The organism is Priestia sp. ST2 (assembly GCF_055810735.1).
On the sequence record NZ_JBVVNT010000001.1, the window covers coordinates 861116 to 885184 of the forward strand.

At 38.4% G+C, this 24069-nt stretch carries 27 protein-coding genes; 21 read left to right on the forward strand and 6 right to left on the reverse strand.

Annotated features, from left to right (window positions below):
* Window positions 1-14: 14 nt before the first annotated feature.
* Window positions 15-185 carry a YozD family protein gene (locus AC0KUU_RS04350; RefSeq protein WP_013058720.1) on the forward strand — a complete coding sequence of 57 codons (171 nt, stop codon included), beginning with the start codon at window positions 15-17 and terminating at the stop codon, window positions 183-185.
* Window positions 186-243: 58 nt separating this feature from the next.
* Here AC0KUU_RS04350 and AC0KUU_RS04355 read toward each other — a convergent pair whose 3' ends face one another.
* Window positions 244-1305, reverse strand: a complete 1062-nt coding sequence (locus tag AC0KUU_RS04355) for a DUF2515 family protein (protein ID WP_043976621.1) — start codon at window positions 1303-1305, stop codon at window positions 244-246.
* Between the two features lie 117 nt (window positions 1306-1422).
* Here AC0KUU_RS04355 and AC0KUU_RS04360 point away from each other — a divergent pair, with 117 nt between their 5' ends.
* The 5 genes from AC0KUU_RS04360 (at window position 1423) to AC0KUU_RS04380 (ending at window position 4706) form a co-directional block, all read left to right on the forward strand.
* On the forward strand, window positions 1423-1677 hold the full coding sequence (locus AC0KUU_RS04360; protein WP_114324454.1) for a hypothetical protein: 255 nt from the start codon (window positions 1423-1425) through the stop codon (window positions 1675-1677).
* A gap of 3 nt (window positions 1678-1680) precedes the next feature.
* A complete protein-coding gene (locus AC0KUU_RS04365; protein ID WP_165575862.1) occupies window positions 1681-2517 on the forward strand; it encodes a serine/threonine protein kinase in 837 nt (278 codons plus the stop codon).
* The gene (locus AC0KUU_RS04370; RefSeq protein ID WP_043976625.1) at window positions 2504-3274 is read left to right on the forward strand and encodes a sporulation protein; all 771 of its coding nucleotides are present in this window, start codon (window positions 2504-2506) and stop codon (window positions 3272-3274) included. Before AC0KUU_RS04365 ends, AC0KUU_RS04370 begins: the two co-directional genes overlap by 14 nt.
* Before the next feature lie 235 nt (window positions 3275-3509).
* Window positions 3510-4136, forward strand: a complete 627-nt coding sequence (locus tag AC0KUU_RS04375) for a phosphatase PAP2 family protein (RefSeq protein WP_322552378.1) — start codon at window positions 3510-3512, stop codon at window positions 4134-4136.
* A 246-nt stretch (window positions 4137-4382) separates the two neighbouring features.
* Entirely contained in the window at window positions 4383-4706 is a 324-nt protein-coding gene (locus AC0KUU_RS04380) for a hypothetical protein (protein ID WP_013058713.1), read from the forward strand.
* Between the two features lie 51 nt (window positions 4707-4757).
* On the opposite strand, the gene AC0KUU_RS04385 is transcribed toward AC0KUU_RS04380, so the two are convergent.
* Entirely contained in the window at window positions 4758-4910 is a 153-nt protein-coding gene (locus AC0KUU_RS04385) for a hypothetical protein (protein ID WP_013058712.1), read from the reverse strand.
* A gap of 194 nt (window positions 4911-5104) precedes the next feature.
* Here AC0KUU_RS04385 and deoD point away from each other — a divergent pair, with 194 nt between their 5' ends.
* Together deoD and AC0KUU_RS04395 are read left to right on the forward strand one after the other, a co-directional pair.
* Window positions 5105-5809, forward strand: coding sequence for a purine-nucleoside phosphorylase (gene deoD, locus AC0KUU_RS04390; protein ID WP_013058711.1), 705 nt, complete (start codon window positions 5105-5107; stop codon window positions 5807-5809).
* A 214-nt stretch (window positions 5810-6023) separates the two neighbouring features.
* Entirely contained in the window at window positions 6024-7472 is a 1449-nt protein-coding gene (locus AC0KUU_RS04395; protein ID WP_028410908.1) for a SulP family inorganic anion transporter, read from the forward strand.
* Between the two features lie 241 nt (window positions 7473-7713).
* On the opposite strand, the gene AC0KUU_RS04400 is transcribed toward AC0KUU_RS04395, so the two are convergent.
* On the reverse strand, window positions 7714-8880 hold the full coding sequence (locus tag AC0KUU_RS04400; RefSeq protein WP_014458560.1) for an FtsW/RodA/SpoVE family cell cycle protein: 1167 nt from the start codon (window positions 8878-8880) through the stop codon (window positions 7714-7716).
* A 688-nt stretch (window positions 8881-9568) separates the two neighbouring features.
* On the opposite strand from AC0KUU_RS04400, the gene AC0KUU_RS04405 reads away from it, so the two are divergent.
* From AC0KUU_RS04405 to AC0KUU_RS04455, 11 genes are all read left to right on the forward strand, one after another.
* Complete coding sequence (locus tag AC0KUU_RS04405; protein WP_230184519.1) at window positions 9569-10114, forward strand: hypothetical protein; 546 nt, start codon at window positions 9569-9571, stop codon at window positions 10112-10114.
* Between the two features lie 160 nt (window positions 10115-10274).
* The gene (locus tag AC0KUU_RS04410) at window positions 10275-10766 is read left to right on the forward strand and encodes a transporter (RefSeq protein ID WP_162214876.1); all 492 of its coding nucleotides are present in this window, start codon (window positions 10275-10277) and stop codon (window positions 10764-10766) included.
* Window positions 10767-10907: 141 nt separating this feature from the next.
* On the forward strand, window positions 10908-11534 hold the full coding sequence (locus AC0KUU_RS04415; RefSeq protein WP_473451580.1) for an FMN-dependent NADH-azoreductase: 627 nt from the start codon (window positions 10908-10910) through the stop codon (window positions 11532-11534).
* Window positions 11535-11789: 255 nt separating this feature from the next.
* Window positions 11790-12287, forward strand: coding sequence for a PTS sugar transporter subunit IIA (locus AC0KUU_RS04420; RefSeq protein ID WP_013084668.1), 498 nt, complete (start codon window positions 11790-11792; stop codon window positions 12285-12287).
* Between the two features lie 37 nt (window positions 12288-12324).
* Window positions 12325-13152: a PRD domain-containing protein gene (locus AC0KUU_RS04425; protein WP_043976636.1), complete on the forward strand. Its 828-nt coding sequence runs from the start codon at window positions 12325-12327 to the stop codon at window positions 13150-13152.
* 178 nt (window positions 13153-13330) lie between these two features.
* A complete protein-coding gene (locus AC0KUU_RS04430; protein ID WP_116514644.1) occupies window positions 13331-14710 on the forward strand; it encodes a sucrose-specific PTS transporter subunit IIBC in 1380 nt (459 codons plus the stop codon).
* A 505-nt stretch (window positions 14711-15215) separates the two neighbouring features.
* Window positions 15216-16034 carry a membrane protein insertase YidC gene (yidC, locus tag AC0KUU_RS04435; RefSeq protein ID WP_043976640.1) on the forward strand — a complete coding sequence of 273 codons (819 nt, stop codon included), beginning with the start codon at window positions 15216-15218 and terminating at the stop codon, window positions 16032-16034.
* A gap of 101 nt (window positions 16035-16135) precedes the next feature.
* On the forward strand, window positions 16136-17341 hold the full coding sequence (locus AC0KUU_RS04440; RefSeq protein ID WP_043976642.1) for a TolB family protein: 1206 nt from the start codon (window positions 16136-16138) through the stop codon (window positions 17339-17341).
* A gap of 35 nt (window positions 17342-17376) precedes the next feature.
* The gene (locus tag AC0KUU_RS04445) at window positions 17377-17886 is read left to right on the forward strand and encodes a GNAT family N-acetyltransferase (protein ID WP_016765298.1); all 510 of its coding nucleotides are present in this window, start codon (window positions 17377-17379) and stop codon (window positions 17884-17886) included.
* A gap of 118 nt (window positions 17887-18004) precedes the next feature.
* Complete coding sequence (locus AC0KUU_RS04450) at window positions 18005-18847, forward strand: ATP-binding cassette domain-containing protein (RefSeq protein WP_043976644.1); 843 nt, start codon at window positions 18005-18007, stop codon at window positions 18845-18847.
* A gap of 1 nt (window position 18848) precedes the next feature.
* The gene (locus AC0KUU_RS04455) at window positions 18849-19535 is read left to right on the forward strand and encodes a hypothetical protein (RefSeq protein WP_043976646.1); all 687 of its coding nucleotides are present in this window, start codon (window positions 18849-18851) and stop codon (window positions 19533-19535) included.
* Between the two features lie 27 nt (window positions 19536-19562).
* Here AC0KUU_RS04455 and AC0KUU_RS04460 read toward each other — a convergent pair whose 3' ends face one another.
* From AC0KUU_RS04460 to AC0KUU_RS04470, 3 genes are all read right to left on the reverse strand, one after another.
* Window positions 19563-20381, reverse strand: coding sequence for a glycerophosphodiester phosphodiesterase family protein (locus AC0KUU_RS04460; protein ID WP_162214873.1), 819 nt, complete (start codon window positions 20379-20381; stop codon window positions 19563-19565).
* Window positions 20382-20509: 128 nt separating this feature from the next.
* Window positions 20510-21133, reverse strand: coding sequence for a class F sortase (locus AC0KUU_RS04465; RefSeq protein WP_162214872.1), 624 nt, complete (start codon window positions 21131-21133; stop codon window positions 20510-20512).
* A complete protein-coding gene (locus AC0KUU_RS04470; protein ID WP_043976651.1) occupies window positions 21130-21939 on the reverse strand; it encodes a DUF4397 domain-containing protein in 810 nt (269 codons plus the stop codon). Before AC0KUU_RS04470 ends, AC0KUU_RS04465 begins: the two co-directional genes overlap by 4 nt.
* A gap of 257 nt (window positions 21940-22196) precedes the next feature.
* Here AC0KUU_RS04470 and AC0KUU_RS04475 point away from each other — a divergent pair, with 257 nt between their 5' ends.
* Window positions 22197-23087 carry a YitT family protein gene (locus AC0KUU_RS04475; protein WP_013058693.1) on the forward strand — a complete coding sequence of 297 codons (891 nt, stop codon included), beginning with the start codon at window positions 22197-22199 and terminating at the stop codon, window positions 23085-23087.
* Window positions 23088-23310: 223 nt separating this feature from the next.
* Window positions 23311-24066: an alpha/beta family hydrolase gene (locus tag AC0KUU_RS04480; protein WP_322552377.1), complete on the forward strand. Its 756-nt coding sequence runs from the start codon at window positions 23311-23313 to the stop codon at window positions 24064-24066.
* The last annotated feature ends 3 nt before the right edge of the window (window positions 24067-24069 follow it).

Genomic DNA, 24069 nt, shown 5'->3' on the forward strand with positions numbered 1-24069 from the left:
TAAGGAGTGATATTGTGAAAGAAATCGAAGTGGTCATTGATACGGAAGAAATTGCGGAGTTCTTTTACAATGAACTAGTCAAGCGAGGCTATGTTCCCGCTGAAGAAGAGCTAGGCGAATTAGCGGATATAACTTTTGATTATCTCATTGATAAATGCATTATTGATGAGCAAGATGAAGAATAAAAAGATAGATACATCTGTAACGACGGGGAAACTCGTCGTTTTGTTTATGAGACAGCAGCTATGAAAAAGGGTTAGCAGCTTTAATAGCAGATTGCACTTTTATATGATGCTGAAGAGGAATTTTTTTAACGGAAGAAGCGGGAATAGACTCAAGGAGAGAAAATATGCTTTCTTCTTCAAACCACTCATCTTTTCTTAAAAAAAGGTGTACGCGGTCTCCCCAGCTCATATTTAACGTCGGGCTATACAGCTTTTTGGAATGAGTTCGATTTTTTGTAAATATATCTGAATTATAATCGCTTCGAGACCCTGTGTGGGGGTGTTTAAGGCTAAATGTATAGATAGAATCATGCAAGTTTGAATAAAAAAGAAGAACGTATAAAGTTTTTCCCACTTCAATCCGTTTTAAGACAGACTCGAAATGATACACTTTTGTGCCACTTAAATCAATGTTATTACCTGAATAATAGGGAAAGACGATTTGAGTCATACCGAGAAAGTTTTGAGTGTGAAACTGCCAAGAGTGAAGAACATCCCGCTGAAACTCTTTTTTAAAGAAAACATTTTTTTCGATATGATACTGTTCGTTCACAATCAGAGCTATTGATAAGAGTGTTTTGTTTCTATGTTGCCAAAAGTCATTCCAAACAGTTTTCATAAAAGAAGATATGTGAAAAGCGGAGAGTAAATGAAACAGATTGCTGTTTTGTTCTTTGCTTTTTTCATAGAGTAACAGCTGAGCGTAAGCATCATGAAAAATGGCGGAATTGGAATGTTCTAAAAACAAGAAGTACGCGTGCTGTTTTTCTGGAGAAAGCAGGGATTTTATTAAGGTAGTGGAGAGATCTGTCATGTAATAGCCGCCGTTCCGTGAAACCAAGTGTGCTAAAAAAGCCCAGTGAATTTCGGGATGTTTTTGATAATAGTCTAAATAAGCTTGGGTACGTGTAACATTGTTTTGATTAGCTTTTTTTACTTTTTTTCGAATCTCTTTAATCAATTTTACGTCTTCTCCGATAAAAGACAGCGGGAGGGTAGCAGGAGGTTTGAGCTGCATCATCTGCTGCAGGCGAAGAACATCCTCCAATCTAATGAGGGGATTTGTGTTAGTAGAAGTCATGTTAAGCCTCCTTTGAAACGTTTAACTATATAAAAAAAGGGTAAGGGATTTTTTGAAACCTTTATAACATTTCGTACGTATAAAGGGTAACAAATGTTAAGAAAAGAGGTTTTCTTTATGTTCAGAAAAATTTTTGAATCATTAACTGGATCTAAACATCGACGCTACAGCAGCAGCGATCGACACTATCGACGTCCTCGTCACTACAGCAGCAGTGATCATCATTACAGACGTCCTCGTCACCATAGCAGCAGTAGCGATTATAAGCGAAGCAAATATTATGACAGCCACAGTCATTCAAAATATGGACACCACCACTATAAGCGTAAGCGTAAAAGCGGAAGTTTCTTCTCAAGCTTTTTCTCAAGTTGATTTATGATGAAAAATCGAATGTTCAAATATCTTCATCGCTGGCTAGTTGACCGTCCTTTTAAAAAAGGAAAAGTCATTTGCGGGCGCTATGAAATCATAGATGTACTGGGAATGGGAAGCTATGGTATAACATATGTTGCTAACGACATTGTGCAACAAAAAAAGGTAGTCGTAAAGCAGCTCCGTAAAACGAAGCAGTGCACGTCCCAGGGGCTGAAGTCTTATCATTATGAAGCAAAATTGCTGTCTCAATTAAATCACCCTCAAATTCCTTCACTGTATGAAGCTATTGAAACAGCTGAAGGCTGTTTCTTAGTGATGGAGTTGATTCAAGGGAAAACGTTTGAAGATTTAATTTTTGAAGAGAAGTGCGTGTATACGGAAGAACAAGCGCTTAACATTTTACTTAATATTCTAGACGTAGTTTCTGCTATTCATGAGCAAGGAATCGTTCACCGTGATCTTCGTATTCCAAATATTATTGATGTTAACGGAACCATCTATGTTATTGACTTTGGTCTTGCTAGATTTTTAGGAGACCATGAAGAAACAAGCACCCTTATAGAAGAACAGCAGTTTATGAGACAAACATCTGCTGCAAGCGATATCTATGCACTTGGTCATTTTCTTTTATTTTTATTATACTCTGGTTATGAGTCGACGGAAAAACAAGAAAGAAGCTGGGAACAAGAGTTACATTTGTCGGCGCCTATTAAGACAATCATTCAAAAAATGCTGAGAGCAGATGAATCGTATGAAAGCATTAAAAGTTTACAAAAAGATATTTATGACTATATAAATAGTAAGAACTCAGGGAGGGGAAAGTATGGCGCTATTTAATAAAGCGTTAGCCCGCATTGGAATTGGTGCAGCGCGAGTGGACGCTAAGCTTGTCAATGATGAATTTCGTGCTGGTGAAAAGATTGAAGGAATTGTTGAAGTGTACGGAGGCAATGTTGAGCAGAAAATTGACAGCATCTATCTGCGTCTATTCACAACTTATGTAAAAGAAAGAGACGATAAAAAATACAAGCAGGATATTGAGCTTAATACGTTTAAGATTAACGACCCGTTCACGATTCAACCATCTGAAACGAAGTCTATTCCTTTTACCTTTCAGCTGCCTGATGATACGCCTGTTACATTAGGGAGAACCCGGGTTTGGGTGGCGACGAGTCTTGATATTAAAGACGCCGTTGATCCGTCAGATATTGATCATGTAAAAGTGCTTCCTAACCTTATGGTAACAAGCACAATTGAAGCTATGGAACAGCTTGGCTTTCGCTTGCGCCAAGTCGAGTGCGAAGAAGCCCCTCGCCGGATGAGAAAAAGACTTCCTTTTGTTCAAGAATTTGAATTTGTTCCAAGTGGTGGAGTGTACGCTGGGAAAGTAGATGAAATTGAAATCATCGTACAGCCGAGCGGCTTACATGACTACGATTTATTTATAGAAGTAGATCGACGTGCCAGAGGGTTTGGCGGCTTTCTATCTGAAATGCTGGATGCAGATGAGTCGCTCGTTCATGTTCATGTTTCTGAAAAAGAAATTCCTCAGTTAAAAAATATATTAACCAGTATTATTTCACGCTATAGCTAACGTGAATAGCTCTCCTTTATTTTTCGTATATTAAAGACAGTAAAAAGAAAGGAGAGAGGTATATGCCGCAATCAAAGCAAACGAAAAAAATAAATGCAAAAGAGGAGTTTTCGGCTGAATTTGTCGTTCATCAAGCTCCTAAGCCAGAAGACTATATTCAGCCAAAACGTGTGAATAAGTAAAGCATGTAGAACACTACATGCTTTTTCTTTTAATAGGTTGGAGGAAATAAAAAATGGTAAACCGCACTAAAAAATATTCTCTATTTATTGTATCGCTTTTAGCTTTCTTTTTACTGATTTTATTTACATTTAATACACCTTGGGTGAAACAGCTTGACTTTAATGTGCTTCATACCATTGAAGGATGGAGGACGGACACGTTAACACCCATCATCATATTTATAACAACCGTAGGATCTTGGTATGTTACTGCGCCAATATGGTTTGCAATTATAGTATTTCTTCTTTATAAACGAAAAGGGTTGCTCGTTTTATATATCACGCTCGTTTTTTGGGGAGTTCGCGCTTTAAATTGGGGATTGAAGGAGATTTTTGCAAGACCAAGACCTGATTGGAGTCAAGTCGTTCCCGCCTCTCACTATAGTTTTCCGAGCGGACATGCCATGAACTCAATGGCGTTTTACAGCGGAGTACTTTTGTTAATATGGATGTATACAAGAAGCAGGGCTATCAAAACGGCAGCTGCATGCGTAATTGCTATTGTTATTTTATTAATTGGATTTAGCCGTTTGTATTTAGGCGTACACTTTTTAACGGATATACTAGCAGGATATTGTTTAGGACTTGCTTGGTCCTTAGGGGTCTACCTCCTTTCTAAGCGCCTATATAACCAAAAATAGGAGCAATGGTTACATTTTTTTCGTTAATATTTCATTTTGTTTAAGTAGGCCTATTGATTCATCCATTCAAAAACAACTAATGATAAAATGGGAAACAAATATTTTATGTACATGTTTAATAAGAAAAAACTAGTAATTTCGACAAAAAACGTTTTGATTCGATAAAGGATTTTCGGATTTTATCACTAATTATATAAGAATACATGACGTAAAAGAGTAAATACTTGCTTTTGGGTGGAGGGAAGAATGTTGAGTGTGTGGACCACAATAAAAAAACAATTTAATATTAGCACAGAATATGATGTAACCATTATGCAAACAGAAGAAAAAGGCGAAAAGCGCGGATATAAGCCTGTCCATCGTCTAACGATTACAGCATTCGATCATCAAGACGCAGCAACACAAGTATTTCAGATGTTTAATATTGCTGATAATTTGCCAAAAGATTGTGATGCGAGGTTTATCAGCACAGGCGATATTTTGTTAATTGATGAAGGTACTCGAGGAAAGTATTACTACAAGCTATGGACAGACGGCTGGCAAAAAGTGAACCGCCTGCACGTACGCTAAACATAAGGTGAAAGCGACCTATCTGGCCGCTTTTTATTTATATGTTGACCCTTAGTAATCACGAGTATGATGGCCAGGGCCATTTTTTCGGTTTGTTGCTGAATATTCATCTCCATGGGCTTCATGTTCTGCTATAATTGCTTCTTTTGGAATATGATTATTCTTTTTAGGCGAATTAATTCGATTGCGATGTTTTTTTCCCATACATATCACCTCAGCTAACGTTAGTAAATCCCTTGCGCTATTAGCGTACCCTTATATAAAAAGACATACTACGCCATTTTTTGGGCCGTATGTCTTTTTATTTTTGACGCATAATGTTAGAAGTAAATAGACAAGCAAGGGATACAATATGGTATAGTGAAAGCGTAAGATTTTTTACATATAGGAGGTACGAAATGAGCGTACATATTGGGGCAAAACAAGGTGATATTGCAGAAACGATTTTACTTCCAGGTGATCCACTTCGTGCAAAATACATTGCAGAAACGTTTTTAGAAGATGTAACTTGCTATAACGAAGTGCGCGGTATGCTTGGATTCACAGGAACATATAAAGGAAAGCGCGTTTCTGTTCAAGGAACAGGAATGGGTGTACCATCAATTGCTATTTATGTAAATGAACTAATGAATGAATATGGTGTTCAAAACCTAATTCGGGTTGGTACATGCGGAGCAATTCAAAAAGATGTAAAAGTACGGGACGTTATTTTAGCCATGTCTTCGTCAAGTGATTCACAAATGAACCGCGTTAAATTTGGTCCTATCGACTATGCACCGACAGCTAACTTTGATTTATTAAAGCGCGCTTACGATGCAGGTGTTGAAAAAGGCCTTCAGTTAAAAGTAGGAAGTGTATTTACATCTGATCAATTTTACAATGAAGACGGCCAGCTAGAAAAATTGGCAGCTCACGGCGTATTGGCAGTTGAAATGGAAACAACGGCTTTGTATACGCTAGCTGCTAAATACGGCCGTAATGCTTTATCGGTTTTAACAGTAAGTGATCACATTTTCACTGGTGAAGAAACGACGTCAGAAGAGCGTCAAACGACGTTTAACGATATGATTGTTGTTGCGCTTGAAGCAGCAATTAATGAATGAACATAAAGTCGTTTATTTGCTGAATGGCAGCGAAAAGCTGCGGCGTAACAAATAAAAAGACGAGAAGCAATCAGGCTTCTCGTCTTTTTATTTGTGAAAATTAATTGTTTCCAAACGGGAAATTGTATGGTACGATTTGATACGTTAAAAACGGCTTTGATTTTCGTGGAAGTCGAAAATCGTATAAAAAATTCATAAGAGGTGATAAACCATCATGATGGCAAGTATTAAACAGCAGTGGTTTTCAAACGTTCGAGCAGATATTTTGTCTGGGATGACAGTTGCTCTTGCGCTTATTCCAGAGGCCCTTGCTTTTTCCATTATCGCCGGTGTCGATCCCATGGTTGGCCTGTATGCATCTTTTTGTATGGCAATTGTGATTGCTTTTACAGGCGGAAGACCAGCTATGATTTCAGCTGCAACAGGAGCAATGTCTTTATTAATGATTAATTTAGTCAAAGATCACGGCATTGAGTATTTATTTGCAGCTACTGTTTTAACCGGAATTATTCAAATTTTACTTGGTGTTTTGAAAGTAGGAAGGTTTTTATCATTTCTTCCTCAAACAGTTATGATTGGATTTGTAAATGCGCTAGGTATTTTAATTTTCACAGCACAGCTTCCGCATTTTCAAGGAGCAAATTGGATGATGTACGCAATGGTAGCCGGAACGCTGCTCATCGTCTATTTGTTTCCGCTCATGACCAAAGCAATACCATCTCCGCTTGTTGCCATTGTCTTGATGACGATTGTAGCGATTGTCTTTCATTTAGATTTAAAAACGGTAGGAGATATGGGGAATATTACGCGTTCGCTGCCGGTTCTTCACTTTCCAAAGGTTGATTTATCAGTGGAGACACTGCTTATCATTTTACCTTATTCGCTTCCTTTAGCGATTGTAGGCCTACTTGAATCTATGCTAACGGCAACGGTACTGGACGAAATTACAGATACGCCTTCGAATAAAAATAAGGAAGCGCGCGGTCAAGGCATCGCTAATATTGTAACAGGTTTCTTCGGAGGAATGGCTGGCTGTGCCATGATTGGACAATCTATGATTAATGTAAAATCAGGGGGACGTGGAAGGTTATCTACCTTAGTCGCCGGAGTCTTTTTATTGTTCTTAATTATGGTGCTTGGCGATGTTGTTAAACAAATTCCAATGGCTGCTCTTGTAGGCGTTATGTTTATGGTAGCTGCTGGTACATTTGATTGGCAGTCCCTTAAAGACTTAACGAAATATCCGCTATCGGATGCTATTGTAATGGTTGTTACGGTGGTTATCGTATTGTTTACACATAACTTAGCATTAGGAGTAATGGTAGGTATTGTTTTAAGCACCATTGTATTTGGCTGGAAGATGGCTAAAATCAAAACAACTTCACAAACAGAAGGCAATATGAAGCAATACAGGGTTTCAGGGCAATTATTTTTTGCCACGATCAGCTTCTTCATGGATGAATTTCAGTATGAAACAGACCCGGATACCATCATTATTGATTTTAGTTCTTCTCATATATGGGATCAATCGGCCGTGATCGGCATCTCAAAAATTATCGATAAGTACGAGCGATTGAATAAAAAGGTTATTGTAAAAGGACTAAATGAAGATAGTAAAAAAATCGTAAGGCAAATTGGCATAACGTCGCTGTCGAACAAATAAAAGGTGTGCAGTAGCACACCTTTTATTTGTTTCGTTTTAGTAGCTGTATGAGCCAGGTGGAAAAAGAAGTTGTAGATGGAGGTACGGATGTCTGTTTTAACAAAATAGCATAGGCTTTGCGCCGATATTGGTAATCAAGCATGCATATCTACTCCTTTTAAAACAGGATTTGGAAGCGTTTTCTTTATTGTAGCATGCTTAATAGGGAGATAAAAGAAAAAAGAGAGACCATCGTCTCTCTTTAATCATTTCCAAACATATAGCGTTTGTGATGCCATGAGATTCCAAACATCAGACCCATTGCAAACATGTTCCCCATCAGTGAACTACCTCCATATGAAATAAAAGGAAGTGGAATTCCGGTAATAGGCAAGACTTGAATGGTCATACCGATATTTTGAAATACGTGGAACGTAAGCATTGAAATAACGCCTACACATAAGTAAGAATTGAATTCATTTTTTGTTTCAAGGCCTAGCTTGATCAAGTAATAAACGAGTACGAAGAAAAGACTAATAACAATGCTGGCGCCGATAAAGCCAAACTCTTCTCCAATAACTGCAAAAATAAAGTCGGTCTGTCCCTCTGGCAAATAGACAACTCCATTTCCGATTCCTTTACCGTTTACCATTCCTGATCCAATTGCATCTAACGATTTCTTTAAATGATAGCCCTCTCCCGAACTATATGACTCAGGATCAAGCCAAGAATAGATACGTCCAAATTGGTATTGCTTAACCCCTAGATACTTTTCTAATAGGTTAGGTGCATAAACAACAAGTCCCAAAATGACAGAACCAACCGCTGTAATACCTAAAAATGCAGGCGCGATGATTTTCCAGCTTACGCCTGAAACAAATACAAGTCCAACCGTGATTGCTAAGAACACAAGGGCGGTACCTAAGTCAGGCTGCTGCATGATTAATAATAAAGGTAAAGCAAGTACAGCACCCAGTTTACCAAGCAGTAAAAAGTCTTCTCTTACTGTCCGAATACGATATTTTTCATTGTGTTTCACAATGACCGTACTCAGTGTGATAATCAAAAACACTTTCATAAACTCTGATGGCTGTAACGAAAAGCCGGGAAGTGTGAACCAACTTTTTGCCCCGTTAATTTCTCTGGCAATGCTTGACGGAGCCACTAGTAAAAGAAGCAATAAAAAGTTCCCAAATCCATAAAAAACCCACGTTAGCTTTTGAAGCTGATCGGAGTCAAAACGCATGACAAACCCTATAATCACCATTCCGATTATATAAAAAACAACTTGTTGCGCTACGAAGTTCTTATCATACTGCCCAATTTTTTCAGCACTATGGATTGCCACAACGCTTACGCAAAACAATAGGAAGATTAGGAAAGCCAAGTTCCAGTCAAATCTACTAACATTTCTTTGATTTTCACCCATATTATTCACCTGTCACTATTAAATCTCATTCTTTCTTTATGATAAAAGAAAAATGCTGGTTTTTAATGCAAAGTCGATTAATGAAGAGTCGCACTAACCCCACTTTGCAGTTTTTGCTTTGAATATAGACTTGCTAAAAGTAAGAAAAGATATGTCGCAAGCTGCGTTACCATACAGCCTTTTATTATACATGAATTATTCTATAACATAAATAGGAGAAATGATAACAATTTCTTTTTTCTAAAAACTCTATTTGTAGGGATTTATTCAATTCATCTTCTTTATCTCCTTAAAGGTTAATATGAAAACATATTATAGGAATTTATCTTTTTTTGCACGTGAAAAGATAAAGAAACGTGTATATATATAACGAAAGAAAGGGCAAATAGTTTCATATGAACGACTGAAAAATTCTAAACTGCGAGGACTAAATCTAGCAAGCTATACATATGAATAATAGTAAAGATAAGAGAAAGTGTTCTACACTATCTTTTTCTACATGCAGACATTCAACTTCTTAGCACTCCCACAAGTAAACAGTTGAGACAAGAATATAGTTATATTCGACTTTCTTGCTGATGAACGAACGTATGGAAGGTATATGGATAGATTACCGAATCAGACACATAGGATATTAGGAAAATAATAGATAGAGATTAATAGAATCATAACGTAGAGAGGTGTGTTTATGATTATAGGGGCAAGTGTGACAGCATTTTTATTATTATGGTGGACAATTTTTTATAGCGGGCGCTACTATCATTATGTTTCAGAGCCTGTTGGCAAAAGAATTTCCCTTCACGTAGGAATACATGTCACCTTAGTGGTTGGAGTGAATGCATGTCTCTGGCTTGAGCAGCCGCTGCTTTTTTCTAGCATTTTAGCAGGGTGTGCAGGACTAGGAGCCGGATGGTTTGTAGGGATTCCTTTTTCGGTGAAAAGTATTTTAAGTGGAATAATGGGGGGGATAGGAACCGGTGTTAGTTTTTATATCTCTATGAGCATGTGGATGGATCAATTTAACTGGCTATCTTTTTTATTGATAGGAACGAGCGTTATTTTTGGCGGAAGCTCGTTATTTCAAGTGTTAAAATCGATTCCGTCATTTGAAAAGGTACTGGTAAAAATGTGGATTCAACATCCTTTTCTGATAGCTCCTATTTTGATTACCGTATTTTGGCTGTATAATTTTATTGAAAAATATTTTCCGCAAGCAGATCCAACACGCAAGTAGTTTCCGTGTTGGATTTATTATTTCCTCTGATAAGACTCCCCTTTAAGTTTACCAAGTTTAACATCGTTCAATTAGTTTATAGAAGGTAAAAGTAGACATTCACCTATCTTCATTATGATGCATATTGTAACGTAGCAAGCATTATAAAGGGGGAGTGCGTATGTATCCATATCAATACGATCCACGTTTTCAAAATTTGTTTCCACCTGGAGGAGGTCAAGGGTTTCCATCGTTTCCACCTGGAGGAGGAGGCCAAGGGTTTCCACCACAGCCACCTGGAGGAGGAGGCCAAGGGTTTCCACCACAGCCACCTGGAGGAGGAGGTCAAGGATTTCCACCACAGCCACCTGGAGGAGGGGGCCAAGGGTTTCCGCCGCAGGGAGGAGCGCAGCCGCCTTCAAGTCCGCCGCCAGCTTTTACACCTGCACCAAAGCTAGGTTCAGGAGGTCCATCACTTTATGCTGTTGATCCAGGCGCTATTTCAGGGTGCTTATACCGATACACCTATATATGGCCGAGAAATGGTCGACCTTACTGGTTTTATCCAACCTTTGTAGGCAGACGCTCAGTTGCAGGATATCGCTGGACAGGATCTTTCTGGGTGTATGCTGGGGTAGATGTAAATCAAATTCGAGAATTTCAATGTGTATAAAACTCCGCTTGTGGAGTTTTTTTTGTGCGAAAAGGTTGACGCATAAAAAATGGCGTTATATAATAAATCTCGAATTAAAGATAATTTGTTTAGTAATATCTTGAATTAATGATAATAGACACTTTTTAGGAGATGACATTTATGGCAAATGTATTATATGTAAAAGTAAATCCGCAGGTTGATGAAGCATCATTTTCAACTCGTTTAGCACAGGTTTTCTTAGATGAGTATAAAACAGCAAACCCGACTGATACAGTGACAACGCTTGATTTGTATAAAGAAACAGTTCCATTCATTGATGGAGATGTTTTAGCGGCATGGGGAAAAGCTGGAGCTGGTGAAGAATTATCAGCTGTTGAATTAGAAAAAGTAACGCGTATGGGTGAATTAGTAGAGCAGTTTTTACAAGCTGACAAAGTTATTTTCTCAGCTCCAATGTGGAACTTAAGCTTCCCTCCACTAATGAAAGCATATATTGATAACATTTTAATTGCAGGAAAAACGTTTAAATATACTGAAAATGGTCCAGTAGGATTAGCTTCAGATAAAAAAGTAGTATTACTAGAAGCTCGTGGAGGCGTGTATTCAGAAGGCCCTGTGGCAGAGCTAGAATTTACTCAAAGCTATTTACGTACAGTGATGGGCTTCATTGGGGTTCAAGATTTCCAACTGGTTGTTGCAGAAGGCATGGCTTACACACCAGCAGAAGCAGACAATATTCTAGCAAAAGCATCTGAAAGAGCAAAAGAAGTTGCATCAACGTTCTAATGTCAAAAGCCCTTTAAAAGGGCTTTTTTTTAGGTTTAAAATTCAATACCCCTCCTTCGGAAAATATGCAAAGGGTTACATAAAATGCAGCGTAGAGAACGTACTTCTTATAAAAACGCTTATACATTTTTATTTACAAGACAAAAAAAGCATGGTTAAATAATGACCATGTTAACGTAACATCGGGATAGGGGAAGTTTTTCTGCAGAATCATTGGGGTATGCTACAAGTACAATCTAAAAAAGGGTGATTGAGATGTTTAAAAAATTATTTGGTAATAAGACAAAGTCAAAAGAAACAACCGTTCTAGCTCCGCTTTCAGGTAATATCCTGCCAATCAGCGAAGTGCCAGATCCAGTGTTCGCACAGAAGATGATGGGAGACGGTTTTGCAATCGAACCTTCAGAAGGACAAGTTGTTTCACCTGTTGCTGGGGAAGTCGTTCAGCTTTTCCATACAAAACACGCGGTAGGCTTAAAAACAGAAGCCGGTACGGAAGTATTAATACATATCGGCCTTGAAACAGTGGCAATGGAAGGCGAAGGATTCGAAGCTCACGTGGCACAAGGTGACAAAGTAAGTGTAGGAACACCTCTTATCACATTTGATTTAGCGCTTATTCAAGAAAAAGCGAAAAGCATTATCACACCAATCGTTATTACAAACAGTGATGCAAGTGAAAGTTTCGAAATTTTGGCTCAAGGGACGGTTCAAAAAGGCGAAACGGCTTGTGCAAAAGTAACGATGAAGTAATTAGCAAGGCCTTTTCCTTTAAGAAAGGAGAGCGCATTTGAAGATTTTAAAAGTGTTAAATAACAACGCCGTTGTCTTTAAAGAAGGCGGAGTTGAAAAAATTGCGATGGGTCCCGGTATTGCTTTTCAAAAAGGTAAAAATGATCTTATTAATGCTGCAAAAGTGGAGAAAGTCTTTGTCATGAAAGAAGAGCAGGAGAAGTTTCAAGAACTATTAAAAAACCTTCCTGAAGAGCATATTCAAGTGGCGGAAGAAATCATTTCTTATGCTGAGCAGCAGCTTTCTGCTACATTAAGTCATCATGTGCATATTGCTTTGAGCGATCATTTATCCTTTGCTGTCGAAAGGATAGCCCGCGGAATTTCCATACAAAATAAATTGCTTAATGAAATTAAATCTCTCTATCAGCCTGAGTATGCAATAGGAGTATGGGCTCTTCAGCATATCAAAAAGAGACTAGATATCACGATGCCGATTGACGAAGCGGGATATATTGCGCTTCATATTCATACGGCGAAACTGAATTCACCGGGCATGCAGCAGCTCATGATGAATACAACGATTATTAATGAAATGGTTACGATTATAAAAAAAGAGCTGAATATGGAGATTGATGAAAACAGCATGTCCTATCAGCGGCTGCTGACTCACTTGCGCTTTGCGTTAAACCGTTTAGCGCAAAATGAACCTTTTCATGAGATGGATGAAGAGATGCTTGACGTATTAAAAGTCAAATATAAAAAATCGTATCAGTGTGCTGAAACGATCAAGCGATTTGTCAAAGATGAGTACGAAATTAATTTTCCAGAAGCGGAGCTAGGATATATCACGCTTCACATTTGCCGAATAGAGCAAAGAATATAGAAAAAAACATTGACGAATATTGTTGCTTTGAGTACAATGAAAGCGTATTAATTGAATAATCGGGATTGTGACTGGTAAAGCAGGCAAGACCTAGAATGCGCATGAAGGACAAGTATGTCTTTTATAAGCGTATTTTAGGTCTTGCTTTTTTTATGACATACAACAAGGAGGAAGTAAGATGGACGTAAAAGAAATTGCTAAAAAGCTTGTTCCGCTTTTAGGAGGAAAAGAAAATATTGCTAGTGCGCAGCACTGTGCTACGCGTTTGCGCCTCGTTATTCGAGATGAAAGCAAAATCGATCAAAAAGGTTTAGATGAAATAGAAGATGTAAAAGGGGCTTTTTCAAATTCAGGACAGTTTCAAATCATTTTTGGAACCGGTCTCGTTAATAAAATCCACGCTGCTTTTGTGAAAGAATTAGGTGCTGACGAGGCTGCTGCCCCAGCGGATCATCAAGAAGAAATGAAAAAGAAAATGAACCCATTTGCCCGTTTTGCCCGCATGCTTTCCAATATTTTTGTTCCGATTATTCCAGCCATTGTAGCCAGTGGTTTACTAATGGGGCTGCTCGGGATGATGAAAGCGTTCCACTGGGTCTCAGAAGATAGCGCGTTATTTGTGTTATTGGATATGTTCTCAGGCGCAGCATTTATCATTTTACCGATTTTAATCGGGTTTTCAGCTGCAAAAGAATTTGGTTCAAATCCTTATCTAGGAGCGGTTATCGGGGGGATCTTAACGCATCCGATGTTATTAAATCCGTGGACATTAGCAGATGCTAAGCCAGAATATATGGATTTGTTTGGCTTAAGTATTCCGCTGATTGGCTATCAAGGTACGGTCGTTCCGATTTTATTGGCTATCTACGTCATGAGCAAAATTGAAAAGGGACTCCGGAAAATTGTGCCGAATTCGGTTGATTTACTTGTTACGCCTTTTTTAACGGTTATTATCACAGGCTTTGTGTCACTTGTGTTTATTGGCCCTTTCGGTCGCTATATTGGAGATTTAATTTCGATCAGCCTTCAGTCTCTATACGATGTAGCCGGAGTGTTTGCAGGAATTTTGTTTGGTGGCTTGTACTCAACTATTGTATTAACAGGTTTGCAGCATAGTTTTCATGCTATTGAAGCAGGACTGCTTGCTAATCCGAAGATTGGCGTTAACTTCTTACTTCCTATTTGGGCCTGCGCGAATGTGGCGCAAGGAGGAGCAGGGCTGGCTGTTTACTTTAAGACGAAAAATGCCAAAACGAAAAAAATTGCGATTCCAGCGGCTATTTCTTCCTTCTTAGGAATTACAGAACCGATTATTTTCGGCGTCAACTTAAGACTTCGCAAGCCGTTTATTGCTGCGGCTATAGGCGGAGCAGCCGGGGGCGGCTACGTGGTACTTATGCACGTAGTAGCCAATGCCTACGGACTTACAGGTATTCCAATGATGGCCATTGCTGCGCCGCTTGGTATGAGCAATTTAATTCACTATATAATCGGTATGATTATTTCTGTAGGTGTAGCATTCGGCGTTACGTGGTTCATGAAACTAAAAGAAGACTGAGAAGCAGCAGTAAGCATATGAGAATAAATAATGGTATTAGATTTGCTCATCATATTTTATGGTGAGCAAATTTTGTGTCGTAAATATGAAACTTTTTAAAAAGTAATACGTAGAACAGTCAAAGAGATAAGTTGATGTTGTGTAACAGGAACGTAAATGCTACACTACATATATTGGATTGTACTATTATAGTCAGAAAGAGAGCTGGCACATGGAATTTTATCACGATCTTTTTCTATATGCGCCGTATTTATCTGCTTTCGTTTTATACATCCTTTGTTATTATATGCTTCGTGAAGCTAGGTTTACGGCTTTTCATGCGGAACCTGTCACCGACCATGTGAATGCAGGGATTGATCCTTCAGTATTAACAATATGGAAAAGACGAAATGTATTTATACATGTGTATAGAAAAACACCAGTTAAAGAGAAGAATAATGATGAAGAAGATCCTTTCCTTCTGAAAAACACTTCATACATTTAGTCATTATTAGGAGGAAAGAATATGAAAAGAAATAAAAAATTATTATTGCTTGGTTTAATGGGAGCGCTTCTTTTAGCTCTAGCCGGCTGTAGCAGTACAAAAACACCGGTCACGGCTACAAGCGGCGGATTCTGGGATCATTATTTTGTTTACCCTTTATCTATGGCATTAACGAAAATTGCTGAGTGGGCAGGCGGAAGCTATGGTCTGTCTATTATTATTGCGACGTTTATTATTCGTTTAGTTCTATTACCGCTTATTTTAAAACAGCAAAAGAGCACGATGGCTATGCAAGCACTTCGTCCAGAGATGGAAAAGATTCAAAAGAAATATGCTGGTAAAAAAGATCCTGAAACACAGCAAAAGCAGCAAAAAGAAATGATGCAGCTTTACCAAACGCATAAAATTAATCCGGTTGGCGGATGTTTGCCAATCTTTATTCAAATGCCTATTATTATCGCATTTTATAATGCCATTGCACGAACGCATGAAATTGCACAGCATTCATTCTTATGGGTAAGTTTAGGAAAGCCAGATCCTTACTTCATTTTACCGGTAGTTGCAGCGATTACGACATTCTTACAAATTCGTGTAAGTATGACGGATGAAATTCAACCTCCAATGAAAATGATGATGAACATTATGCCAATCTTCATCTTAGTAGCGGGAATTTCACTTCCATCTGCTCTTGCATTATATTGGGTAATTGGTAACTTATTCGGAATTGGACAAGGTTACTACTTGAAAAAACGTATGAGCTTATTAAAAGAAAAAGATGCGGGTAATAATACAGCACAAGCTAAAACAAAACCATCACCAAAATCTAAGTCAAAATCATAATATACAAAAAGCGCAGCTATTCGCTGCGCTTTTTTATTTTTTCAAAAATGTGATGAGATGTGGAGATTTGTGTAACGCTATAAAAAAAGACAGGAGTGAACATGGTGAAAAAAATAGCGTTATGTCTGCTTTTTCTTATGTTGTTCCCTATGCAAATAAATGCTGCCAATACAGTGAAAGTCAGTTTTATACGGCAAGGAAACCTATGGGTATATGATAACGGTACCGAAAGGCAGTTATCCTATGCCCGTCATGCCTCTATGCCTCAATGGTCATCACATGGAGATATGGTTGCTTATGCAGAAAATGATTCTTTAATGATTGCACCGTTAAAAGGAAAACCGCTACTTGTTGAACATGATGTGACTCATTATCAATGGTCACCGGTTGCTGAGGAACTTGCGTATATTTCGAATGGAATCTTAGTATATTACAACGTTAAAACGCATGAAAAGAAGCGTGTAGCCGTAGGGGTTGATCAGTTTTCATGGTTTCCAGAAGGAGATCGATTTTTAATTACGTCAGCTGCTGCGCTGGCGCCGACGGGATGGGGGCCGGTAAAGCTATATACAGTGAGCAAATATGCAGGGTTAGATGTAAAAAAAGTGGAGGCTTTTACGACGCTCCCGGCAGAAAATGATTCGTTTTTTGCGTATACAACAAGCAGCTTCAAATGGTCTCCTAACGGTCAATGGATTAGTTTTATCGCTATTCCAACGGCTTCGATGTCTGCAGATGCAAATAAGTTGTGCATCATTACAAAAGAAGGGAAAGCTTTTCAAGTAGTGGGAGATATGCTTAATGTACCTAATTGGTTTAAGTGGAGTAATGAAGAACAAGTACTGGCATTTATTAATGGGGAAGGAAGGTTTGCCACTGAAAATAAAAAGTTCACTTTAAAAGAGATGCCGGTTTTTAAAGAACATGTGTTTACTCCAAAAGGCTTCGCAGATTGGGATTTTACTTGGACAGAAAAAGATAACATTATCATTTCACGTGTGCCCGAAGCAGGGTGGTCGAATGATGAAAAAAAGAGGCCACTGCCTTTTTTGTATAGCATGGACGTAAAGACCAATAAGCAAAGTCAGTTCACATTTCCACAAAAAGGCTTAGGAGATTATGCGCCTGTTTATCATAAAGCAGCGAATCAAACGATGTGGATTCGTACAAATCGAAAACAAGCAAATCTTTTAACACGCGTAAAAGATACGAAAAATGATAAGATACTTATTTCAGGCTTAGACCTGCCGGGAAATTATTATGAGCTGTATCGGTGGAATGAAGTATTTAGCGTGTACAACCCTTAATAGCTAATTAAAACATAAGAAACTAAGGTGAAAAAATGAATATACGATTGTTGGTAAAAGAAGACGCTGACATGTACTTTGAACTCCGTCTTCGTGCTTTAAAAGATCATCCCGAAAGTTTTATTTTAAGTTATGAAGAAGAATATGAAAAAGAAATTGCTGACATCCGAAATTATTTTCCAAGCAGCCAATCAGAATTTGTAGTAGGAGCTTTTATGGAAAAACAGCTTGTGGGGATCGTAGGGTTTCAGCAGCAAAAGCCTTTAAAAGTTCAGCATAAGGGAGATATTTGGGGGATGTACGTAGCCCCTGAAGCAAGGGGGAAGGGTCTTGGAAAGAAGCTGTTAAAAACCGCTGTTGAACAAGCTTTTTCAAAAACAAATGTTTTGCAAATCTACCTGGCCGTCGCTGCTAAAAATGAAGGAGCAAAAGCCCTATACAAAAGCCTCGGTTTTACTTCTTATGCGTATGAAAAAAGAGCTCTTCAAGTAGATGGTGAATTTATCGATGAAGAGCATATGGTATTGTCTATAAAAAGCCTTTGATCATATCAAAGGCTTTTTTGTGCGGAAAAATTTAGCTGAAGCGTATAGAGATGGAAGCACATTCCCCATAAATATGCTATGATTTAACATATAGGATTATGGAGAGGCGAGGCAGCAGATGGAAAAACTGATTGAATTAAAAAATGTTGCAAAAGTATACAAAAAACATACCGTATTAGAAAACATTCACACGACCCTTTATAAAGGAGAGACTGTGGCGATTGTTGGAAAAAACGGTGCGGGAAAAAGTACGTTTTTAAAGCTAATTGGCGGATTATCTAAACCGACTAAAGGGACAGTTCACCTTCATAAAGAAACCGGTACGCCTGGATTTGTGGTGGAACAATTTCCTCAGGAGCTGCGTTTTACGCTAGCAGGTTATTTGCAGCACATGGGACGAATTCAAGGATTGTCTAAGAAAAAGCGCAGCTCTAGAATTGAAGAGCTGCTCGAAACTTTCGAAATGGTAGAGTTTAGACATGAAGAAATCATTTCTTTTTCAAAAGGAATGAAGCAAAAAGTCAACATGATGCAAGCGCTGCTGAGTTCTTCTAAGCTGCTATTGCTTGATGAACCTCTATCAGGATTAGATGCTCGTGCTCAGCTAGAAGTAGAACGAATTTTTACAAAGCTCAAAGAACGAGGGATGACCATTGTATTTACGTGTCATGAAGAAAGGCTCATTCATGCTGTAGCTGATCGTGTTATCACCATTGGCTCACAGCGCATTTTAAAAAATGAGCGCGTTCAACTCATTGAGCATTTAACGGTTATTGAGGCAAATGTCATTCTCAATAAGCCGCTTCGCTTATTAAAAGAAAAGTGCACGAAAATTGAACAGCATGGAAACTACTGGATTTTTTATATAGATAAAAAATATGTAAACGAGTTTCTTGCAGAATTGCTTGCTGTTCAAGCTGAAGTTGTAAAGCTATATCATATGGAAAGGGAAGAAATTTAAGATGGGTGCATTGATTCGCTATCATTTTATTACATACATTAAATCGTATCGATATATTCCGCCGCTTGCACTTTATATTATTTCGTTGTGTATGAACTATACATATAGACCGAACCCGGTGCTTGATAGCTTTTTTAATACGGCACTTTTCCTCTTTTTTCTAACCACTTGGTTTACGATGTCGCTGTTTCACGCGGAAGATTCCAGTCAAGAAGTTATTACAAAACTTCACGTAGGGAAAAAGAACAAGTACTTTATGAGCAAGCTTATTAGCTGTATGCTGCTGTTTACATTTTTATCAGCGGTTTCCATTGCTTATCCTGTGCTCCTTGATATGTTTGAAGTGGACATATCCACTAAGCAAATGGTGTTTGGGTTTATTATTCACTGGACGTTTAGTTTGCTTGGTATGAGCATAGGCCTTGTTTTCACAAGAGATGTTGTAAGAGAAGGCAGCTTATCGTGGTTTGGACCTCTATTTATTTTAATCGTTACGCTTGCAGCGGCAGGCGTTTCATTTCCGTATCAAGGAGGGGGACTGCTGCTGTATGTTTTGCCGCCCGTATCTGCAATCATTCAATTTATTAACGAAGGATTAAATAAATTTTTGGTGTTTGGCTGGGCTTTGCTTTATGCCATAGCATTAATTAGCCTGTACTTGTGGAGAGCGAATAGAAGAGATGTATAAAGAATAAACACTTGCCGCGGCAAGTGTTTATTCTTTATGAAGCACGTTATAAAGGCGATCCGGGTAATTAGTAAACATGCCGGTTACGCCCCACTCGATAAGCATTCTCATTTGCTTTTCATCATTTACGGTATAAGGATGAACGTCTAAATCATATGAGCGAGCTTTTTGTACATATGGTTTTGTCAGCGTGTTTGCGTTCGGACCGATGCCGTCCGCGTACGTTTTGATTTGTCTGAACTGCTGATCTGTTAACATATTGGTTTGCTTAGAACGAATCAGTTGAATTAGTTTCATAGTAGGTCGGTATCGATGGACGGTTTTTAAGCTTTCAGGACTAAATGATTGTACAATGACGTGATTGGTATGAATGTTGTACTTAGCCATCAGCGTCAGCAATTCCTTTTCCATACCTGGATATTCATGAGGAGATTTTGTTTCAATATAATAGTTTGTTCGATTGCCAAACGTACGGAATATTTCTTCTAAAGTTGGAATGACGGCTTTTTTATTACCTTTTCCTGCGTTCAAACGCTGAAGCTGCTTCACTGTATACTGTTTTACATATCCTGTTCCATTTGTCGTTCGGTCAACTTTGTAGTCATGAATTGCTACCAGCTGCTGATCTTTAGACATATGAAGATCAAGTTCAATGTAATCCGCTTTTTGCTGAACGGCTGCGAGATAAGATTGCATCGTATGCTCTGGCTCATAACCTGATGCGCCCCGATGAGCAATAATGGCTACTTTTTCTGCTTGAGTAGAAGCTGCCTGCGTATGTATAAACATAAAAATACCGCATAAACAAAGAGTGAGTGAGCTTACAAACCACCATTTTCGTCTCATATCAAAACTCCTTTTTATTGAGGGGTCGTGCATTAGTTTACTAGTGAGATGTTGTGTTCATATTAAGGCTGTGTAAATATTTAAATAAAACGAACGAGTATGTAATTAAAAGTAATAAACGCCGATGTTTAGTGAGAAACATCGGCTGTTTTTTCCGGGCGAAGGCTTGTATAAATAACGAGCCTGCGCTCATGAGTTTTCTGTTTATGATCAAACGTTCCCGTACAGGTGATTAAATTAAGCTGGTGTTGAAAAGTTGGACCGAAAATCTCTCTGATAGGAGCAGAATCTCGGGGATAAGAAGCTTTATTGGTAACAACAAAGGTCAGCTGATCCCCTTGCTGATCGGTTACAAAAATTTCATCTCCTTTTGTGAGCTTGTCGAGATGATAGAAGATAGCGGGTCCTTTTTGATCATCAACATGTCCTGCAATGACCGCATTTCCTTCCTCTCCAGGTCTTGCTCCGAGCTTAAACCAAGCTACATCATGACCATTATCAGGAACGCTCATTTCACCTTGGTTAGTAAGGCCCATTCCTTTTATAAAAGCCTTGATATGAAGTTTCGGAATAATAAGCTGAGATGGAAGAGGCGTAGAAGCATTTCCTGAAGATTTCAAGGATTGAGCTGATTTTGTTTCAGCCATCTTCACAACAAAATCCGTCGAGCTGTTTGCAATTGCTGATTGGGCAAACCAGCTGCTCATGAATAGTATAAAAGAAAAGGTGAAAACCCCTCCTATCCATTTCATTCGCTTTCGTATCCTCTGTGACGACGAACAACAAATATAGCGACCGCTCCAATTCCTAATAAAGTAAGAACTGGCACAATTGAATTATAATTATCCTGTGAAGCACCGCCCATACCTGTTTTGGGCATTTCGGAAGGCATAGCCGTATTATCTTTTAATAAAAGCGTTTCAAGACTGTCGGCTTTGTTAATAGCGAGCACTGTGTAAACCGTGTTGGCTTCTAAATTAAGGTTTGGGATGTCCAGTACTTTTTTATTGTCTTGACTAGTTGTAATGGTCAAATCATAGGTTCCGGCATCTACTTCAGAATAGTTTGTCATTTGTTTAAAAGCAGTGTCTTTAAACAAAGTAGGGCCGTGATTAATACCTACATCAACAGCAGGAGCGTCTGGAGAAAAGTGAGCAATTCGGATTTTACTCTTTCCTTTAGCTACGTTCATATCATCTTGAGCTACTTTTAATTCCAAGTGTGCAACTTGGTTAATAGCAGCAAGGGTATAGGCTTTGTTTGCTTCGACGGTTACATTAGTGGAAATGACAGGTTTTTCTTTTCCTTTTGTACCTATGGCATATACCTCTACTTTATGAGAACCCGCAGGTACCTTAAGATAATCTGTCACATCTTTAAACGATGCGCCGACTACGATGCTTTGATTGTCCACATATATATCTACTTCAGGTGCATCAGGTGACGCATGCACAACTCGTATCATTGCCTCCTGCACAGCTGCAGAAGTGAAATTATCTGAAAAAGCTAGCAATAAAACTGCGAGTAAAGAAGCAGCAATAATCTTTACACGGTTCATAACGTTTTACTCTCCTTTTAATCTAAGTTTGTCCTGTTAGTCCCGTATGAAAAGTGGTGGCATGCATTCACTTTTGAACGTACTCGGGCATTTATTCACTTGTTATCATCTACAATTTTATCCAATATATGCATAATTTATTTCATTAGATGAAATTTTTGTAAAAGAGCAGGTAAATAGTTTGAATTTTGTGATAATATTAAAATAAGGGTTTGGTTAGTAGCTGATGTCTCTATCATAAAAGGAGGGGAAGTTATGTGCTGCAAACGAATCATGAAATAAAAAAGGTTGTTCATCGTTCGCTATCAGCTAAAATGATTGTAAAGCGCATGCTGTTTATTTTAGTGGGAGCCCTTTTAATGGCCGTCGGGCTAGAATTTTTTCTTGTCCCTAATGAGGTTATTGACGGTGGAATTGTAGGTATATCTATTATTTTATCCCACTTAACGGATGTTCAAATCGGCTTTTATATCTTCGTATTAAATCTTCCATTCTTTTTCATTGGCTATAAGCAAATTGGAAAAACATTTGCGCTATCTACGCTTTTAGGTGTTATCATTCTATCCATTGCTACCTCTATTTTTCACGACTTGCCGGTCTTAACAGGTGACCCTCTTTTAGCCACTGTGTTTGGCGGAATTGTTCTCGGTGTGGGAGTAGGAATTGTTATTCGGTACGGAGGTTCGCTAGACGGCACCGAGATATTAGCTATTTTATTTAATAAGCGTACGCCTTTCTCCGTAGGTGAGACGATTATGTTTTTTAATTTATTTATTTTGGGAAGTGCCGGTTTTGTATTTGGCTGGGATCGCGCTATGTATTCTTTAATGGCTTACTTCATTGCTTTTAAAACGATTGATATTGTGATTCAAGGGTTAGATGAGTCTAAGTCAGCTTGGATTATCAGCGAACAATATGAACAAATTGGCGAAGCAATTCTTGCTCGTTTAGGGAGAGGCGTCACGTATTTAAATGGGGAAGGGGCGTATACGGGAGATGATAAAAAAGTCATTTTTTGTGTGATTACCAGGCTTGAAGAAGCAAAGCTAAAAGCGATTATCGATGAGATAGATCCATCTGCTTTTTTTGCTGTAGCAGCTATTGCTGAAGTTAGAGGAGGGAGGTTTAAGAAACGAGATATTCATTAGTGAAAGTTGTCTGCTAATGAGGCTGTCCCGTTATTACATGCAGCAGCCTTTTTAATTTTCTCTCTTTGTTTCGAGTATATGGAATGGTTTATGTCGCTTCTGCTGCGTCCTGCTTTGGGCATATCGAACTTCTCTTTTTTCTTGTATATCTTTAAAACGAACATGTAAAATATCTAAAAGATATAAAAAGAGTACATAGTAAAAAACAGAAAGAGGGAGTGACATGAAAAAAACGTTAAAAATAGTAGGAGTCGGTCTTGCGGTTCTTGTTGCAGTGACCGTGGCTTTTTTTGTCATATGGTCAGGTTTTGATTATGAACCTTCAAAGGAGCTTCACTCACTAGTAGATGAGAAAAAAGTAGTGAAGAAAGACGATTATTACGTATTTAAGCCTCAAACGAACAAAGAGATAAAAGCCGGCTATATTATTTATCAAGGTGCTAAAGTAGAGCCGTTAGCATATGGCTATTATGCTCAGCAAATTGCAAATGAAGGATATCTTGTTGCTGTTGTAGATTCTCCGTTTAATATGAGTTTTTTTAGTCAAAATAAAGCGACGGATATTGTGAAAAGCTATCCGAAGATTTCCGCATGGTTTATCGGAGGGCATTCCCTTGGAGGAGTGAGTGCAGCCTCTTATGCGTATGATCATCAAAACTCAATAAAAGGCTTAGTTCTTTTAGCATCGTATCCGATGAATAAAAATAATTTTTCAACTTCCACTTATCCTATTTTGTCTTTAACCGGTGAGAAAGATGGTTTGTCGACGCCTGAAAAAATTAAAGAAACCAAGCATTTACTTTCAAAAAATACGGAGCTGGTCCAGGTAAAAGGAGCTAATCACGCACAGTTTGGAATGTACGGGAAACAAAAAGGCGATAACAAAGCCAGTATTTCCCCTAAAGAGCAGCAGGATGAGCTGGTAAAAAGAACGGTCAAGTGGTTAAACAGTCAAATAAAAAAGTCCGTCAGTAACTAACTG